The sequence below is a fragment of the Streptomyces sp. NPDC014734 genome, from assembly GCF_043083325.1.
Lineage (GTDB): Bacteria > Actinomycetota > Actinomycetes > Streptomycetales > Streptomycetaceae > Streptomyces.
Genome location: NZ_JBIBYN010000014.1, coordinates 69,035 through 83,527, shown reverse-complemented (window position 1 = coordinate 83,527; position 14,493 = coordinate 69,035). Strand labels below are relative to the sequence as shown.

11 protein-coding genes and 1 pseudogene are annotated in these 14,493 nt (G+C 71.4%); 7 read left to right on the top strand and 5 right to left on the bottom strand.

Annotated features, from left to right (window positions below; genetic code table 11):
* Nucleotides 1–75: 75 nt before the first annotated feature.
* Nucleotides 76–1,884 (bottom strand): tetratricopeptide repeat protein, encoded by a 1,809-nt coding sequence (locus ACF1CT_RS22315; RefSeq protein ID WP_391785657.1) that lies wholly within the window; start codon nucleotides 1,882–1,884, stop codon nucleotides 76–78.
* 97 nt (nucleotides 1,885–1,981) lie between these two features.
* Here ACF1CT_RS22315 and ACF1CT_RS22310 point away from each other — a divergent pair, with 97 nt between their 5' ends.
* Nucleotides 1,982–3,349, top strand: a complete 1,368-nt coding sequence (locus tag ACF1CT_RS22310) for an FAD-binding oxidoreductase (RefSeq protein WP_391785656.1) — start codon at nucleotides 1,982–1,984, stop codon at nucleotides 3,347–3,349.
* Between the two features lie 313 nt (nucleotides 3,350–3,662).
* On the opposite strand, the gene ACF1CT_RS22305 is transcribed toward ACF1CT_RS22310, so the two are convergent.
* A complete protein-coding gene (locus ACF1CT_RS22305; protein ID WP_391785655.1) occupies nucleotides 3,663–4,139 on the bottom strand; it encodes an SsgA family sporulation/cell division regulator in 477 nt (158 codons plus the stop codon).
* Nucleotides 4,140–4,351: 212 nt separating this feature from the next.
* Here ACF1CT_RS22305 and ACF1CT_RS22300 point away from each other — a divergent pair, with 212 nt between their 5' ends.
* Nucleotides 4,352–6,184 (top strand): RDD family protein, encoded by a 1,833-nt coding sequence (locus ACF1CT_RS22300; protein WP_391785654.1) that lies wholly within the window; start codon nucleotides 4,352–4,354, stop codon nucleotides 6,182–6,184.
* Nucleotides 6,185–6,407: 223 nt separating this feature from the next.
* Nucleotides 6,408–7,127, top strand: a complete 720-nt coding sequence (locus tag ACF1CT_RS22295; protein ID WP_391785653.1) for an RDD family protein — start codon at nucleotides 6,408–6,410, stop codon at nucleotides 7,125–7,127.
* A gap of 10 nt (nucleotides 7,128–7,137) precedes the next feature.
* Here ACF1CT_RS22295 and ACF1CT_RS22290 read toward each other — a convergent pair whose 3' ends face one another.
* Nucleotides 7,138–7,533, bottom strand: coding sequence for a hypothetical protein (locus ACF1CT_RS22290; protein ID WP_391785652.1), 396 nt, complete (start codon nucleotides 7,531–7,533; stop codon nucleotides 7,138–7,140).
* A gap of 403 nt (nucleotides 7,534–7,936) precedes the next feature.
* On the opposite strand from ACF1CT_RS22290, the gene ACF1CT_RS22285 reads away from it, so the two are divergent.
* The gene (locus ACF1CT_RS22285) at nucleotides 7,937–10,336 is read left to right on the top strand and encodes an immune inhibitor A domain-containing protein (protein WP_391785651.1); all 2,400 of its coding nucleotides are present in this window, start codon (nucleotides 7,937–7,939) and stop codon (nucleotides 10,334–10,336) included.
* Between the two features lie 124 nt (nucleotides 10,337–10,460).
* Nucleotides 10,461–10,775 (top strand): annotated as a pseudogene (locus tag ACF1CT_RS22280) (hypothetical protein); the annotation flags it as partial.
* 415 nt (nucleotides 10,776–11,190) lie between these two features.
* Here the strand turns inward: ACF1CT_RS22280 and ACF1CT_RS22275 are convergent.
* On the bottom strand, nucleotides 11,191–11,775 hold the full coding sequence (locus ACF1CT_RS22275) for an isochorismatase family protein (protein WP_391785650.1): 585 nt from the start codon (nucleotides 11,773–11,775) through the stop codon (nucleotides 11,191–11,193).
* Nucleotides 11,776–11,925: 150 nt separating this feature from the next.
* Nucleotides 11,926–13,254 carry a nicotinate phosphoribosyltransferase gene (locus tag ACF1CT_RS22270; protein WP_391785649.1) on the bottom strand — a complete coding sequence of 443 codons (1,329 nt, stop codon included), beginning with the start codon at nucleotides 13,252–13,254 and terminating at the stop codon, nucleotides 11,926–11,928.
* Nucleotides 13,255–13,332: 78 nt separating this feature from the next.
* Between ACF1CT_RS22270 and clpS the strand changes: the two genes are divergently transcribed.
* Together clpS and ACF1CT_RS22260 are read left to right on the top strand one after the other, a co-directional pair.
* Nucleotides 13,333–13,647 (top strand): ATP-dependent Clp protease adapter ClpS, encoded by a 315-nt coding sequence (clpS, locus tag ACF1CT_RS22265; protein ID WP_391785648.1) that lies wholly within the window; start codon nucleotides 13,333–13,335, stop codon nucleotides 13,645–13,647.
* Nucleotides 13,648–13,741: 94 nt separating this feature from the next.
* Nucleotides 13,742–14,326, top strand: coding sequence for a DUF2017 domain-containing protein (locus ACF1CT_RS22260; RefSeq protein ID WP_391785647.1), 585 nt, complete (start codon nucleotides 13,742–13,744; stop codon nucleotides 14,324–14,326).
* Nucleotides 14,327–14,493: the final 167 nt, after the last annotated feature.

The following is a 14,493-nucleotide window of genomic DNA, read 5'->3' as shown; positions in this document are numbered from 1 at the left end:
CGGACATCGGTGCCGACGCGGACACCGGCGAGCACGGGCGGGGCCTCCGGACGATTCCGGGGCCCCGCACCTCCGTCAGTGGACGGGTGCGGTCTGCGGCACCGGTGGCCCGGCGGAGGCCCGGGGCCGCGGTGCCGGCGCACCCGGCGCGGGCGGCCCGGGGGCGGGCGCGGACGGCCGGGCCGACGTGGGCGGCTGCGGCTGTACGGGCGTCGGTGCCACCGACTCGTCCACCGGCGTCGGGGCCGGTCGTACGCCGTCCGGCAGTACGGTCGGCAGGCGGTCCAGGGCGTCCAGGGCCCGCCGGGCGGCCGGGGCCTCCAGCGGCGAGAAGCGCGGGTTGGTCCGCAGGGCCTCCTCCAGGTTCCGGCGCGCCGGACCGTAGTCCTTCAACGCCTGCTGGATCGCCCCCAGATGGGCCGCGTACACGGCGCTCCACCCACCGGCACCGACCGCCCGCCGCGCATACGGCAGCGCCGCCGCCGAGTCGCCGGACAGATGCAGCGCCCAGCCCAGCGCGTCCGCCACCGCCGCGCTGCGGTGCGACCGGGCCCACTCGGCCGTCAGCAGCGCCACCGCCGCGGCCGGTTCTCCGTGCGTGGCCTCGAAACGGCCCCGCAGCAGCGCGTCGTCCACGTTCCGGTCCTGGTCCCGGGCGAGCATCTCGCGCAGCCGCCGGTACCGCGTGCGTGCTTCCTCGTCGCGGCCCAGCGACTCGTACAGCTCACCCAGTTCCAGCAGATAGACAGGTCTCGGCAGGTCCGCCAGAGCCGTCTCGTAGTCGCGCACCGCCTCGTCCGTCCGGCCGAGCGCCGCCAGAGCCCTGGCCCGGCCCGCGCGTGACGGGTAATGGGTGCGGTCGACCCGCAGCGCCGCCTCGTACTGCGCCACCGCCTCCTGCGGCTCGCCCCGCTCCCAGGCCAGTTCGCCCAGCAGATGCAAGCACTCCGCCTTCTGCGCCGGAGTGCTCGCCCGGTCCGCCGCCTCCCGCGCCGCGGCCACCGCGTCCTCGTCCCGCCCGCCGTCCCGGTGCATTCGCGCCGTCCGCATCAGTGCCTCGACCCCGGGGCGCAGCGCCGCGAACCGCTGGACCGCCGTGCGCGCGGCCCCGAGGTCGCCGAGGCCGTCGTACGCGTCGATCAGGACCGGGTACACCGCCCACTCCATCGGCTGCCGCGCCCGTACCGCCTCGCCCCGCTCCTTCGCGGCACCGAAATCGTGCCGGGCATCGGCGAGCCGCGCCAGCCCCACCTGGGCGGCCGTGTTGTCCCGCTCACCCGGTTCGGTGCGCAGTGAGCGCTTCAGCGCCTGCTCGGCCCGCGCGTAGTACGTCGTATCGGCGGAACGCCGTCCCCACTCCACGTACGCCCCGCCGAGCACGGCCCACGACCGCGCGTCGGAGGGGTGCGAGGCCACCCACCGCCGCCGGTCCCCGATCAGCGCCGTCAGATCGGCGAGCGAGGCCGGGTACCCCAGATCGGCGGCCCGCAGAGCGCGCGAGACCGCCCCGGGCGCCGGGGGTGCGGACCGCTGCTCGTCCTCCGGCACGGCCACCACCGCACCGGTCACCAGCACCGCGACCGCGACCGCTCCCCAGGCGGACCGGCGCAGCGCGGTGCGCAGGGTGAGGGGCGGCAGATCCTCCTCGGGTGCCTCGGGTGCCTCGGGTGCCTCGGGTGCCTCGGGCGACTTCAGGGACTGCGGGGTCTCTGGGGCCTGCGGGGACTGCGGGGCCTCCTCGGGGTGCTGGGTTTCCTGGGGTTTCCGGTTCTCCGGGGAGACCGGGGAATCGGAGGAATCCGAGGGGGCCGGGGATTTCGGGGAGGGCGGGAGAGGCGCGGACGAGTCGGAGGGCTCCGGGGACTGCTGCGGCATGACGTCCATGCCGATCACTCTGCGTCGGTAGGATCATCGCGCTGCGCTGCGCGAAGGTCGCAGCGGACGGGTTCACACCAATGGGCCCGGGTGCCACGCTTGGACCATGACCGGTCTTCTGGAACGACTGCGTGCGGGGCTGCCCGCCGAGGCTCTGATCACCGATCCGGACGTCACCGCCTCGTACTCCCGTGACATGGCGAGTTTCTGCGACGCGGGCACGCCTGCCGTCGTCGTTCTCCCGCGCACGGTCGAGCAGGTCCAGCACGTCATGCGCACGGCGACGGCTCTGCGCGTCCCCGTCGTTCCCCAGGGCGCGCGTACCGGGCTGTCAGGCGCGGCCAACGCCTCCGACGGCTGCATCGTGCTGTCCCTGGTGAAGATGGACCGGATCCTGGAGATCGATCCGGTCGACCGGATCGCCGTCGTCGAACCGGGCGTGATCAACGCTGTGCTGTCCCGGGCCGTCGAGGAACATGGTCTCCACTACCCGCCGGACCCCTCCAGTTGGGAGACGTGCACCATCGGCGGCAACATCGGTACCGCCTCCGGGGGCCTGTGCTGCGTGAAGTACGGGGTCACCGCCGAGTACGTGCTCGGTCTGGACGTCGTTCTCGCCGACGGACGGCTGCTCACCACCGGTCGCCGGACCGCGAAGGGCGTGGCGGGATACGACCTCACCCGGCTCCTCGTCGGCTCGGAGGGCAGTCTCGGTGTCGTCGTCAAGGCAGTGCTCGCGCTGAAGCCGCGACCGCCGCGGCAACTGGTCATGGCCGCGGAGTTCCCGAGTGCGGCAGCCGCCTGCGATGCGATCTGCCGGATCATGGAGCGCGGTCACACGCCGTCACTCCTCGAACTGATGGACCGTACGACGGTCCGGGCCGTCAACCGGCTGGCGGCCATGGGCCTGCCCGACTCCACCGAGGCGCTTCTGCTCGCCGCCTTCGACACCCCGGAACCGTCGGCCGATCTGGCGGCCGTCGGTGAGCTGTGCACTTCCGCCGGAGCCACCCAGGTGGTGCCGGCCGAGGATGTCGCCGAGTCCGAACTGCTGCTCAGGGCCAGGCGGATGGCGCTCACCGCTCTGGAGGCCGTCGCCTCGGCCACGATGATCGACGACGTGTGCGTACCCCGCTCGAAGCTCGGCGCGATGCTCGAAGGGACGGCGGTCATCGCCGAGAAGTACGGCCTGACCATCGGTGTCTGCGCGCACGCGGGCGACGGCAACACGCACCCCACGGTCTGCTTCGACCACACCGATGCCGACGAGGCCCGGCGGGCCCGTGAGTCCTTCGACGAGATCATGGCGCTCGGCCTGGAACTCGGCGGCACCATCACCGGTGAACACGGCGTCGGCGTCCTGAAGAAGGAGTGGCTGGCACGGGAGCTCGGCGAGGTGGGCGTGGAACTGCACCGGGGCATCAAGCAGGCGTTCGACCCGTTGGGGCTGCTGAATCCGGGCAAGGTGATCTGACATCCGGTCGGAAACCGCCGTGCGGTCGGAATCTGCCGGATGGCGGGGAGCCGCTGTGCGGCCGAAATCGGCGGTGCGATCGGAGTCTCCCGGGTGGCCGGGAGCCGCTCGTTGGCCCGGAGTCGGGGAACGGCCGGGGACGGGAAAGCGGCCGGGGGACGAGACGCGGACGGGGGCGCGGAGTGGACGGGGTCCGGTACCCGGCCCGTCACGCCCCGGTACCCGGCCCCGTCACGCCCCGGCGACGTGCCGTACGTCCACGCCTCGTCCGTCGGTGTCGTACCCGTCCGTCTCTCTTCCGCTGCTCGGCCGTTCACACCTCGTCGTTCTGCGACTCGTCCGACGACCACGGGTCGCTCAGCCACAGGTCGTCGGCGGGCAACGGCGCCAGCAGTTCGGCCAGGGCCTCGTCGAGGCAGAGCCGTTCGGTCTCCGTGCCCGGGGGGACCAGACGCAGAGTCCGCTCCACCCAGGCCGCCACCGCCGCGGACGGCATCTCCAGAAGGGCGTTGCCGTCGGGCGAGGTCAGAGCCACGAAGATGACGTTGCGCCGGTCGACCTTGGTCGGCCAGATCCGCACGTCGCCGTGACCGCACGGCCGGAACACCCCTTCGACCAACAGGTCGCGGGCGAAGGTCCAGTGGACGGGGAAGTCCGAGCCGATGTGAAAGGCGACATGCACGGCGAACGGGTCCTGCGTGCGGTACTCCAACCGGGCGGGGATGGGGATGCTGCGCTCGGGCGACAGAACCAGCTTGAGCTCCAGCTCGCGTTCCACGATGGTGTCCATGAGTGCGTCCTCTCAGTGCCTGTGAGCCGGTCCCACGACCGGCCCGCACTGGAGAGAGCGCCCTCCCCGCCAACTATGACGCGACTTCGGGAAAAAACTTTTCGGACGACCGGAAAGCCGGTCAAACGCCTGGACGGACCCGGCGGAAGGCGGGTGTCTGATAGATGTGGACCCGTTGAATTGAGGCCTCGAAGAGATACGGGACCACGGTGATGAGCGCCCCAACTCCGGCACCCGGTGACGAAAGCCCCCGCGCGGGGTACTACCCCGATCCCTCCATTCCCGGATACGTCCGGTACTGGAACGGCGCTTCATGGGTGCCCGGCACGAGTCGGCCCGCCCCGCAGCAGGGTGAGCCGATGCCCGCGGCGCCCGCCGGGTGGCAGCCGGAGCCGCCGCCGAACCCGGCGAATCCGTCGGCCTCGTCCGCCGGTGTGCCGGTGGACGAGACGGGTCCTGTCTTTCTCGACGAGGAGCCGCAGGAGGGCCACCGTCCGGGGCCGGCGACGGCCTGGCAGGCCGACGCCTCCCGGCAGACCGGCTTCGGCGGCGAGCGCGACCGGCGGATCTCCTGGGGCGCCGGCGCGCAGCCCACCGGACCGGGTGGTTCCGGCCCGTCGCCGGAACCCGTCTCCGGCGTGGACGGCGGCCCAGCTTTCGGCCCCGGCCCCGGCCCCGGTCCGGGTTCCGGTTCGGGTGCGGTGGACGGATGGGATCCTCGGATGTCGGCGGGCCCGGTGCCCGGTGGCCGCGCCCCCTTTGACGAAGCGTCGGCGGGAAGGGTTGCGGACGACCGGGCACCGGCCGTCCGGCCACCCGCCGGCCTCGTTCCCGCGGATCCGCGGCGCCCCGCGCCGCAGGCGCCCGCGGGCGGCGGGTTGCCCGGCACGCGTGACGGGGACACGGGCCGGGGTGCCGCCGCGGGCGGCGACGTCCGTGGCGGAGAACCGCCCGCCGACGGTACGGTCACGATCCGCGCCGTGGGGCCGGGCGCCCGGCCGCCCGCCGCCGCGACGCCGGAACAGGCACCCGGGGACGGGACGATGGCGATCCGGGCGCTGTCCCGGGGAACCGGCGCACCGGCCCCGGTCCAGGGCGCGTCCGCAGGCCCCGCCCCGCTCGCGGAGCCGGGAACGAACCCCGCGGTGGTCCCGAATTCGGCCCCGGTACCGACAGCCGGTCGGGGACCGGGCGGCGGCGGCCGTGCCTCCTGGGCCCAGCAGCCCCAGCAGCCCCAGCAGCCCCAGCAGCCAGAGCAGCTCGCCCGGCCCGACCTGTCTCCCCACGCCCAGCCACAGCCCCATCGGCCCCAGCCTCAACCCCAACCCCAACCCCAACCCCAGCCTCAGCCCCGGTCGCGACAGCCGCAGCCGCAGCCGCAGCCGCAGCCGCAGCCGCAGCCGCAGCCGCAGCCGCAGCAACAACAGCCGCACTTCCCGCACCAGGCCCAGCAGCCGCCCCCGCCCTTCGGCGCGTCGAGCGGGCAGCAGCCGGACCAGCCGGTGGTGCCCTGGAAACCCCCGGTCGACGACCCGTTCCAGCAGCTTGCGCAGGCCCAGGCGTCGGCCCGGCCCGCCGGACTCGGAAAGCGGTTCGCCGCCCGGCTCGTCGACACGGTGGTGCTGGTCGCACTCGTCGGTGCCATCGGGTTTCCTCTCGTCTCGCGGGCGATGGAACACATCGACGGAAAGATCGACGCGGCGAAGCTGTCCGGCCGGACCGTCACCGTCTGGCTCGTGGACCCCACGACGGCCGGTCTGTTCGGCGCGCTGCTCGGCGCTTTCCTCGTCCTCGGCGTTCTGCTGGAGGCGCTGCCGACCGCGAAGTGGGGCCGCACGCTCGGCAAGAAGCTGTGCGGGCTCGAAGTGCGGGACATCGAGTCGCACGAGTCCCCGTCGTTCGGTGCGGCGCTGCGCCGCTGGCTGGTCTACGGGGTGCTGGGCATCCTGGTGGTCGGGGTGGTCAATGTGCTGTGGTGCGTCTTCGACCGTCCGTGGCGACAGTGCTGGCACGACAAGGCGGCGCACACCTTCGTCGCCGACTGAGGTGACTGAGGTGACTGAGGCGACTGAGGTGACTGAGGCGACTGAGAGCCCGTCGGACGGCTTCCGGACGATCGGGCTGCTTCCTGCCCGTCGGTGATCTCAGACCCGTCGGGCGGGGGCCGAACGGTGGGCCATCGGGGTGAGGGCCGCGAGCGGGCGGTGCCGTTCCCCCGAACGCACCTGAGCCGTTGCGGGGGTCCTCCGACCGGGGTGCACTGCCCCCATGAGCAACGATCAGCCGCCGTCCGGTCAGCCGCCCGAGGACGACCCGTTCCGGAAGAAGCCGCAGGAGCCCTGGGGTTCTCAGGAACCCCAGGAACCTCAGGGCCCTCAGGAACCACAGGGGCCGCCGTCGGGTTCGCCGTACGGAAGCATGCCGCCCCCGCCCCCACCGCCGTCGTACGGTCCGGGCCCCTACGGCGGCGGAGGCCCGTACGGCGGAGTGGACCCGCTGGCGGGCATGCCGCCGCTCGGCGAGCCGGGGAAGCGGATTCTGGCCCGGCTGATCGACTTCCTGATCATCTCGATCCCGCTGTACCTCATCTCGTTGCCGTGGGGCGGTGCGGTCGAGATGTCGAACAGCGGCAACAGCAGCAACAGCGATGTCAGCGATCTGTTCAGCCAGACGTACAACGGGCATCAGTTGCTCTGGTCGCTGATCGCGCTGGTGGTGTACGTCGCGTACGACACGTACTTCACGCACAAGGACGGCCGTACGCTCGGCAAGCGGCTGCTGAAGCTACGGGTGGCGATGCTCAATGACGGACGGGTGCCGGACGCCGGGACGTCGTTCCTGCGGGCCGTGGTGCTGTGGCTGCCGGCGCTGCTGTGCTGCCCGTGCCTGTGGTGGCTGATCAACATCGTGCTCATGTTCACGGACAAGCCGTACCGGCAGGGCCTTCAGGACAAGGCGGCGAAGACGGTGGTCGTGCAGACCAACTGACCGGTGCGGGTCAGTGCCGCAGGGAGTGCTCGTCCCGGGGCTTCTCGGTTCGTGCCGCGGCGGGCCGCTCGCCCTCGTGGGCCGACGAGGCGGCCCGTACCCCGTCGTGGGCGAGACCCTCGGCCTCGACGGCGGCGGAGACCGCGTCCTGGTTCACGTGCGCCCGGTCCGCGCGGGCCGCGGTTCCGGCCTTCGCGGCCTTCGCAGGCTTCGCCGCCTTCGTCGTCTTCGCGTGGGACGGCTGGGGCACGGTCACGGCCACCAGCAGGCCGAGCGCGAGCGCGGCGGCCCCGACGACGGCGACGCCGATCCCTGATTCCGTACGGGACAGCAGCAGCATGGCGAGGGTCGAGAAGACGACGGTGACCGAACCGTAGGAGAACTGTGCGGCGGTGATACGCGGCATGGCGGTATCCGTCCTCGGGGCATCGGATGGGCAGTCTCTCAACGCGGTCGCACTGTCGATCGACTCTACGACGACGGATGCCCGAGAGGGACCGGCGGTAAGCGTGACCTAAGCCGCGAAGCCGGTGCACGGGGGGCGCACGGAGTCATTCCGGTTGCCATTCCCGTTTCGTTTCCTCGACTTCGCGTCCTCAACCACACGTCGGGGAACACTGGTTGTGGATGGGGCGAATGTCCGGATAACGGAAACCGACTCCCGCATAGTGCACTTGGCCTGTTCAAGTCAAGATCTGTCTTTTCTCTCGCGACTCCGGTCGAATGACGTCACTTGTGACGCGTTTCCGCGCGCGGCCCTCACCACACTCGCAGGCCGTTGCCGCGGACGCCGGGGAGGACTGCATCACGTGAGTACTAAGAGACGGGCGCTGCGCGGCGCGGCGGTTGTCGTGGCCATGGCCGCCATGGCTGCCACCGCTTCCGCCTTCACCACCGCTCAGGCCGATGGCCAGACGTCAGGAGCCGGGAGCGCCAAGGTCGAACGCCGTGACCCGGGTTCGAGCAACGGCGACGCCCACGACCTCCAGGGTCCGTACAGCAAGCAGCAGGACGCCCAGCGTCAGGCCGCCCTGGAGCAGGTCATATCGGGCGACAAGAAGATAGCGAAGCGGGGCGGCTCCCAGGTCGTCAAGCTCGGCGACAAGAAGTACGTCGAGCTCGGCCGCGAGAAGACCGACAAGATCTTCACGATCCTCGTCGAGTTCGGCGACCAGGTCGACGACACGACCATGTACGACCCCGACGGCGACGGTCCGCAGCCTCCCGTCAAGAAGTACGGCGGCGAACCCGGCCCGACGCACAACAGCATCGCCAAGCCGGACCCGAAGAAGGACAACAGCACCGCCTGGCAGGCCGATTACAACCAGCAGCACTTCCAGGACCTCTACTTCGGCACGGGTACCGGCAAGGACTCGCTGAAGACCTACTACGAGAAGACCTCCTCCGGCCGTTACTCGGTCGACGGAGAGGTCTCCGACTGGGTCAAGGTCCCGTACAACGAAGCGCGTTACGGATCCAACTACTGCGGCTCCACCAACTGCGCCAACGTCTGGGACATGGTCCGCGACGGCGTCAACGCCTGGGCCGCCGACCAGAAGGCCAAGGGCCGTACCACCGACCAGATCAAGGCCGATCTGGCGCAGTACGACCAGTGGGACCGCTACGACTACGACAACGACGGCGACTTCAACGAGCCGGACGGCTACATCGACCACTTCCAGATCGTCCACGCCGGCGAGGACGAGTCGGCCGGCGGCGGAGTGCAGGGCACCGACGCCGTCTGGGCGCACCGCTGGTACGCCTACGGCACCGACGCCGGTGCGAAGGGCCCGTCCTTCAACAAGGCCGGCGGCACCGAGATCGGCGACACCGGCATCTGGGTCGGCGACTACACCGCGCAGCCCGAGAACGGCGGCCTCGGCGTCTTCGCCCACGAGTACGCCCACGACCTGGGCCTGCCGGACCTGTACGACACCACCAACACCGCCGAGAACTCGGTGGGTTTCTGGTCCCTGATGTCGGCGGGTTCCTGGCTCGGCAAGGGCAAGGGCGAGATCGGCGACCTGCCCGGCGACATGACCGCCTGGGACAAGCTCCAGCTCGGCTGGCTCAACTACGCCGAGGCCAAGGCCGCGACGAAGTCCACCCACAAGCTGGGCGTGTCCGAGTACAACACCAAGGACAAGCAGGCCCTCCTGGTCAAGCTGCCGGACAAGCCCGTCAGCACCACGGTCACGAAGCCCGCGCAGGGCTCCAAGCAGTGGTGGAGCGACGCTGGTGACAACCTGAACAACACGCTGTCCCGCTCGGTGGATCTGACCGGCAAGTCCACGGCGAGCCTGGACCTCGCGGGCTGGTGGGACATCGAGAAGGACTACGACTTCCTCTACACCGAGGTGTCGGAGAACGGTGGCACCAGCTGGACCGCGATCGACGGCACGGCCGACGGCAAGGCGCTCCCGCGCGACGCCAGCGACAAGCCGGCCCTGACCGACGTCTCCGGCGCGTACCGGCAGCTCTCCTTCCCGCTGGACGCCTACGCCGGCAAGAAGATCGACATCCGGTTCCGCTACGCCACCGACGGCGGCGCGGGCGGCATCGGCTTCGCGGCCGACACCATCTCGGTCACCGCCGACGGCGCGGTGCTGTTCTCGGACGACGCCGAGGGCGACGACAACGGCTGGACGGCCAAGGGCTTCTCCCGCGTCGGCGAGTCGTTCACCAAGGACTACGCGCAGTACTACATCGCGGAGAACCGCCAGTACGTCAGCTACGACAAGACCCTCAAGGTCGGCCCGTACAACTTCGGCTTCTCCAAGACCCGTCCGGACTGGGTCGAGCACTTCCCGTACCAGAACGGGCTGCTCATCTGGCAGTGGGACCTCTCCCAGAAGGACAACAACGTCTCCGTCCACCCGGGCAAGGGTCTGATCCTGCCGATCGACTCGCACGCCAAGCCGCTGAAGTGGGCGGACGGCACGATCATCCGCAACAAGATCCAGCCGTTCGACGCGCCCTTCAGCCACTACCGGACCGACGGCTTCACGCTGCACAACGCCGACGTGCCGGTGCGGATCAAGCCGCAGTCCGGTATCCCGGTCTTCGACGACCACAAGGGAACCTACTGGTATGCGGAGAACAAGACCGGAAGCGTTCAGGTCGCTGACACGAACACCCGGATCCAGATCGTCAGCGAGCCCCGCAACGGCTCGACGATGATCGTGAAGGTTGGCCCCTCGCACAAGTAATTCCGCATCATTGCAGGTCAGGGCTTGATCGGCCGTCGCCCTCTAGCGGGCGGCGGCCGATCGTGTTTAGGTGCGTCTTGTTCACATCCTTATTGACACGGTGTCTCACGGGGGAGCGCGGATCATGGCAGGCGGAGGGTTCAGCAAGTTGCCGAACGGCAGTGTGGTGGTGGCGATCACCCTGCCCCGGCCCACGGACGGAGCGGGCCCGGGCGCCTCGGTCCGGGTCCTGGTGCACGCGGCCAACCGGGCCCGCGCCCTGACCCGGCTGCAAAATCTGGGACTGCGCGCGGTCTACCTGCGAGGGAACGCCGAACCGCCGACGCCCGACGAGATCACCGCCGTGCTGCACCACCCCGACGGGGTGCTCTGGCGGGCGAGACCAGAGCGGGCGCAGGAGCTCTGGCACCCCATCCGGGCCCTGCTCCGCCCCGCCGCGCCCTCAGCGGCCGCGTCCGCCGCCGCATCGGCCCACCGCCCGTCCCCGGCCGGTGGCGGCCCGCTCCGGTACCCGTGGGCGTCGTCCGCCGCACCGACCGGCCGACCTGCCTGAGAGCCCGCCGGGTGGCCTTCGGCCGGAAGGGGGGTGCGGCATGGTGCGTGCGATTCCCGGGCGCCGGGGGCCGGTGGCGGAGCTGCTCGGTCATTCCGGCGACGCCGGTAGCACGTGCGTGCCAGGACGTGGCTGAGATGCCTGGGCCCGGGACGCGCGGAGCCCGGGACGTGTGGAGCCCGAGACGCGGGGGCCCGGGACGCCGGTCCGGAGCCGCTGCGGGTCCGAGGCGGGCGCAGGTCCTGACGCGCGGGGGCCCGGACGCCGGGCCCGGAGGCGTGGCGGCTCCGAGGCGCGGGGCTTACACCACGGGCTTGCCGGACAGCTTGACGCCCGCCCTGCGGAGCTCCTCCAGGGCGCGGTCCGTGGTCTCCTCGGCCACGCCCGCCGTCAGGCCGAGCAGTACATGGGTCGTGAAGCCCGACCGGATCGCGTCCAGCGCCGTCGCCCGCACGCAGTGATCGGTGGCGATGCCCACCACGTCGACCTCGGTGACGTGGTGGGTCCGCAACCAGTCGGCCAGCCCCGTACCGTTCTCGTCGAGACCCTCGAAACCGCTGTACGCCGCGGCGTAGGCGCCCTTGTCGAAGACCGCGTCGATCGCGCCGGAGGCGACCGCGGGCGCGAAGTTCGGGTGGAATCCCACCCCTTCCGTACCGGCGACGCAGTGCGGCGGCCAGGAGTGCTCGAAGTCGGGCCGGTCGGAGAAATGACCGCCCGGGTCGATGTGATGGTCGCGGGTGGCCACCACGTGGCGGTACCCGGCCTGGGCCTCGCCGATCAGGTCGGTGATGGCGGCGGCGATGTCGGCGCCCCCGGCCACGGCGAGGCTGCCGCCCTCGCAGAAGTCGTTCTGGACGTCCACGACGATCAACGCGCGGTGCATGACGGGTGTCCTTCGTTGAGGGGGGAGGAGGGTGGGGGAAGGGCGGTCACATGGATGTGGAGGGGGAGCGGACGGGGACGCGAGCCCGGGCCGTGTCTTCGCGGCGGCGTCGGCCGGCCGACGCCGCCGGGCGCCCCGAGCCGCACTCCGTCATACGAACTCCGTGGGGATCACGGGCTCCCCGCGGGACAACTGCATCGCGGACATCGGCAGCCCGGCCCGCGCCGCGATATGCCGCTCGCGCGCCGCGTCCAGCGGCTCGCGGGCGATCACCTCGCCGCCCCTGACCAGCTCGACCAGCAGCTGCCGGTCGGCGAGGTCCGCCGGTACCGGACCGGTGCCGATCACCTCCGCCTCGGCCACCCCGTCCTCGTCCAGCCGGCGCGCGGCCCACTTGCGGCCGCCCACCGACGTCTTGGCGCCCAGCGACTTCTTGGCCACCGGACGCAGCGGCTCCGCCGGATCGGCCGTTCCGGCACGAGCGACAAGCTTGTACACCATCGAGCAGGTGGGGTGCCCGCTGCCGGTCACCACCTGCGTGCCCACCCCGTACGCGTCGACCGGCGCCGCGGCCAGCGAGGCGATCGCGTACTCGTCAAGGTCCGAGGTGACCACGATCTTCGTCCCGGTGGCCCCCAGCTCGTCAAGCTGCTGCCGCACCCGGTGCGCGACCAGCAGCAGATCGCCGGAGTCGATCCGCACCGCGCCCAGCCCGGTGCCCGCGACCTCCACCGCCGTACGGACCGCCTCGGCGACGTCGTAGGTGTCGACCAGCAGCGTGGTGCCCCGGCCCAGCGAGTCGACCTGGGCGCGGAACGCGTCGCGCTCGGTGTCGTGCAGCAGAGTGAAGGCGTGGGCGCTCGTCCCGACGGTCGGGATGTTGTAGCGGAAGCCCGCGGCCAGGTCGGAAGTGGTGTCGAAGCCACCGACGTACGCGGCGCGCGCGGACGCCACCGCGGACAGCTCATGGGTGCGGCGCGCGCCCATCTCGATCAGCCCGCGCCCGCCCGCCGCCGCCGACATCCGCGACGCCGCGGCGGCGATCGCCGAGTCGTGGTTGAGGATCGAGAGGACCACCGTCTCCAGCAGCACGCACTCGGCGAACGAACCCTCGACGCGCAGGACCGGCGAGCCGGGGAAGTACACCTCGCCCTCCTGGTAGCCCCAGATGTCCCCGCCGAAGCGGTAGTCGGCCAGCCAGTCGAGCGTGGGCCCGTCCACGACATCCTGCTCGCGCAGGAAGGCGAGCATCTCGTCATCGAAGTGGAAGTTCTCCACCGCGTCCAGTACCCGGCCGGTGCCCGCGACGACGCCGTAGCGCCGCCCCTCCGGCAGCCGGCGCGTGAAGGCCTCGAAGACCGAGCGCCGGTCGGCCGTGCCGGCCTTCAGCGCGGCCTGCACCATCGTGAGCTCGTACTGGTCGGTGAAGAGCGCGGTCGACGGCACACCGACCCGTCGCCCAAGGTCCGCAGAGTTCATGTTCCGGATGCTACCCCTATTTCGTCAGAGTGACGAGATGTCGGGTCGTTTGTGCGATGCCCCCTGTCGGGTGGCAGCATGGGAGGGGTGAGCGTCGCCCCTACAGAGATCGAGCGTCCCGAATCGGCCGAGGAGAGCGTTGTCGTCCCCGAGCCCGATGTGCCCTGGGTGACGCTGGTCCACAACGACCCGGTCAACCTCATGAGTTATGTGGCCTATGTCTTCCAGGCGTATTTCGGCTACCCCAAGGACAAGGCGCACAAGCTGATGCTGGACGTCCACCACAAGGGCCGTGCCGTCGTCTCCAGCGGCAGCCGCGAGGAGATGGAGCGCGACGTCCAGGCCATGCACGGCTACGGACTGTGGGCCACCCTGACCCAGGACCGCGGATGATCCACCACCGATTGCGGGACAGCCCTTAGCGCCCTCCCGGCCGCGGCGACACGGCCCGGCCCCGCCCCGTCCGAACCACCATCGGAGTAAACCCATGGCCGGCCACTTCCAGGCCACCCCCGACGGCGGCGCGGCCGTCGCGCTCGACGAGGTGGAGATCGCGATCCTGCGCTCCCTCGCCGTCCAGCTGCTGGAGCTCATCGGCCCCGGCGTCGAACCCGCCGAGGGCGCCGACCCGCTCGCCGCCCTCTTCGCCGAGGGCCCCAGCGAGCGGCCCGCCGATCCCGCCCTGGCCCGTCTCTTCCCCGACGCGTACGGCGACGACGACAGCGAATTGCGCGCCGCCTCGGCCGAGTTCCGTCGCTTCACCGAGAACGACCTGCGCTCCCGCAAACGGGAGGACGCACTCGCCGTCGTACGCACCCTGGACGCCCTGACCATCGACGGCGACGGCGGCGCCGTGCTCACGCTCACCGGCGACGAATGCCGCAACTGGCTCGGCTCCCTCAACGACCTCCGGCTCACCATCGGCACCCGCCTGGACGTCTCCGACGACGACGAGGGCGAGGCCGGATCGCTCTACCGGCTGCCCGACAGCGATCCGCGCAAGCCGATGGTGATGGCCTACCTGTGGCTCGGCGCGCTCCAGGAAACCCTCGTGGAGACGCTGATGCCGTAACGGGCCGGGGAGCGATGGAGGACGGGCTCGCTGCTCCACCCCTCTCTTGTTCCCCAGCTCGTAGGGCTGTCCGGTACCGGCCCCGTGCGGCCGTTCCGGTGACGACGTCACCGGAACGGCCGCCGCCACGACGGCCGGAAAACCTCGCCCGATTTCCCCCGCCGCGC

Bases quoted from the DNA above. Each gene is read 5' to 3' on its own strand.
- ACF1CT_RS22315 (WP_391785657.1), bottom strand. From the start codon at position 1,884: ATGGACGTCATGCCGCAGCAGTCCCCGGAGCCCTCCGACTCGTCCGCG.
- ACF1CT_RS22310 (WP_391785656.1), top strand. From the start codon at position 1,982: ATGACCGGTCTTCTGGAACGACTGCGTGCGGGGCTGCCCGCCGAGGCT.
- ACF1CT_RS22305 (WP_391785655.1), bottom strand. From the start codon at position 4,139: ATGGACACCATCGTGGAACGCGAGCTGGAGCTCAAGCTGGTTCTGTCG.
- ACF1CT_RS22300 (WP_391785654.1), top strand. From the start codon at position 4,352: ATGAGCGCCCCAACTCCGGCACCCGGTGACGAAAGCCCCCGCGCGGGG.
- ACF1CT_RS22295 (WP_391785653.1), top strand. From the start codon at position 6,408: ATGAGCAACGATCAGCCGCCGTCCGGTCAGCCGCCCGAGGACGACCCG.
- ACF1CT_RS22290 (WP_391785652.1), bottom strand. From the start codon at position 7,533: ATGCCGCGTATCACCGCCGCACAGTTCTCCTACGGTTCGGTCACCGTC.
- ACF1CT_RS22275 (WP_391785650.1), bottom strand. From the start codon at position 11,775: ATGCACCGCGCGTTGATCGTCGTGGACGTCCAGAACGACTTCTGCGAG.
- ACF1CT_RS22270 (WP_391785649.1), bottom strand. From the start codon at position 13,254: ATGAACTCTGCGGACCTTGGGCGACGGGTCGGTGTGCCGTCGACCGCG.
- clpS (WP_391785648.1), top strand. From the start codon at position 13,333: ATGGGAGGGGTGAGCGTCGCCCCTACAGAGATCGAGCGTCCCGAATCG.
- ACF1CT_RS22260 (WP_391785647.1), top strand. From the start codon at position 13,742: ATGGCCGGCCACTTCCAGGCCACCCCCGACGGCGGCGCGGCCGTCGCG.